This is a genomic window from Staphylococcus sp. EG-SA-2, assembly GCF_017152085.1.
The window spans coordinates 1-2,321 of the sequence record NZ_JACYHC010000634.1; the positions used below are offsets into that span (position 1 = coordinate 1).

Sequence of the window (2,321 nt, forward strand, 5' to 3'; positions counted from 1 at the left end):
CAGCTTTGGTATTTGGGGTGATGGTAACTTAGGTTATATTACTGCTATTTTGCTACGTAAGTTGTACCCAGAAGCTAAAATTTATGTATTTGGTAAGACAGACTATAAATTAAGTCATTTTTCATTTGTAGATGACATCTTTACAGTAAATCAAATACCAGATGATCTTAAAATTGATCATGCATTTGAATGTGTTGGAGGTAAAGGAAGTCAAGTTGCACTTCAACAAATAGTTGAACATATTTCACCAGAAGGCAGTATTGCTTTGTTAGGCGTAAGTGAATTACCCGTGGAAGTGAATACACGATTAGTACTTGAAAAAGGATTAACGTTGATTGGTAGTAGTCGAAGCGGCTCTAAAGATTTTGAGCAAGTTGTTGATTTATATCGTAAGTACCCAGACATAGTTGAAAAGTTAGCATTATTAAAAGGACATGAAATTAATGTATGTACGATGCAAGATATCGTCCAAGCGTTTGAAATGGATTTATCGACATCTTGGGGAAAAACAGTATTGAAATGGACGATTTAATAAACCGATGGGGGAATAACAATGACAAAAACGAAACAAGCAATACATATTGATAACATATACTGGGAACGTGTTCAGTTATATATTGAAGGACATAGTGAAGGTGTCGATTTAACATCAGGACAATTTGTTCTGAGGAATTTAACCGAAACAAAAACATTAGAAGCAAATGAAATGAAAATAGACGGTAATACATTTATATGTAGATTCAACGTCGCAATATTAGACGATGGGTATTATTTACCAATGGATAAATATTTATTTGTTTATCATGACCAGTTAGAGTATATTGGACAACTTAATCCAAATATTATTGATCAAGCTTATGCGGCATTAAATGAAGAGCAAATTGAAGAATACAATGAGCTGACTACACAAAATGGAAAAGTGAACTATTTATTAGCGTATGATGCTAAAGTTTTCCGTAAAGGTGGCGTATCACAACATACGGTCTATACCATTACTCCGGAAATAGCAAGTGACGTTAACGAATTTGTATTTGATATTGAAATCACCTTACCTCAAGAGAAATCAGGGGTCATTGCGACAAGTGCACACTGGATTCATAAACAAGGTCATAAAGCTTCATTTGAAAGTAGAAGTTTCTTATTTAAAGCTATTTTTAATATTACAAAGTTACTACATATTAAAAGAAGCAAAACAATATTATTCACATCAGATTCGCGTCCGAATTTATCAGGGAATTTCAAGTATGTATATGATGAGTTACTACGCCAAAAAGTAGATTTTGATTATGATATTAAAACGGTATTTAAGGCGAATATTACGGATAGACGCAAATGGAGAGACAAGTTTAGATTGCCATATTTACTTGGTAAGGCCGATTATATTTTTGTTGATGATTTCCATCCATTAATTTATACGGTTCGCTTTAGACCATCACAAGAAATTATTCAAGTGTGGCATGCTGTTGGTGCCTTTAAAACAGTTGGCTTTAGTCGTACAGGTAAAAAAGGTGGTCCGTTTATCGATTCATTAAACCATCGTAGTTACACGAAAGCATATGTTTCATCAGAAACCGATATTCCATTTTATGCTGAAGCATTTGGAATTAGAGAAGAAAATGTTGTACCAACAGGTGTACCACGTACTGATGTACTATTTGATGAAGCTTATGCAACACAAATTAAACAAGAGATGGAAGATGAATTGCCAATTATAAAAGGTAAGAAAGTTATTCTATTCGCACCGACATTTAGAGGTAATGGTCACGGTACGGCACATTATCCATTTTTTAAAATTGATTTTGAACGTTTAGCAAGATACTGCGAGAAGCATAATGCAGTTGTGTTATTCAAAATGCATCCGTTCGTAAAAAATAGACTTAATATTTCACGTGAACATAGACAATACTTTATCGATGTGTCAGATCATCGTGAAGTTAACGATATTCTCTTTGTTACAGACTTGTTGATTAGTGATTATTCATCTTTAATATATGAATATGCAGTATTTAAAAAGCCGATGATTTTCTATGCATTTGACTTAGAAGATTACATTACGACGCGTGATTTCTATGAACCATATGAATCATTTGTTCCAGGTAAAATTGTACAATCCTTTGATGCATTAATGGATGCTTTGGACACTGAAGATTATGAGGTTGAAAAAGTTGTACCATTCTTAGATAAACATTTTAAATATCAAGATGGTCGCTCAAGTGAACGTTTAGTCAAAGATTTGTTTAGACGCTAATGTTGGCATATATTACTTGCCATGCAAATGAGTCATAAGGCATAGTTTTCAAGAAGGGTTCTGACAATGAAGT

The 2,321-nt window shown here is 33.3% G+C and carries 2 protein-coding genes; both read left to right on the plus strand.

The annotated features are described in order from the left end of the window. Positions 1–532, plus strand: a 532-nt coding sequence (locus tag IDG60_RS11390; protein ID WP_206160711.1) for a zinc-binding dehydrogenase, incomplete at its 5' end; no start/stop codon positions are given. Positions 533–553: 21 nt separating this feature from the next. Beyond that, positions 554–2,248 (plus strand): teichoic acid ribitol-phosphate polymerase TarK, encoded by a 1,695-nt coding sequence (tarK, locus tag IDG60_RS11395; RefSeq protein WP_206160712.1) that lies wholly within the window; start codon positions 554–556, stop codon positions 2,246–2,248. The last annotated feature ends 73 nt before the right edge of the window (positions 2,249–2,321 follow it).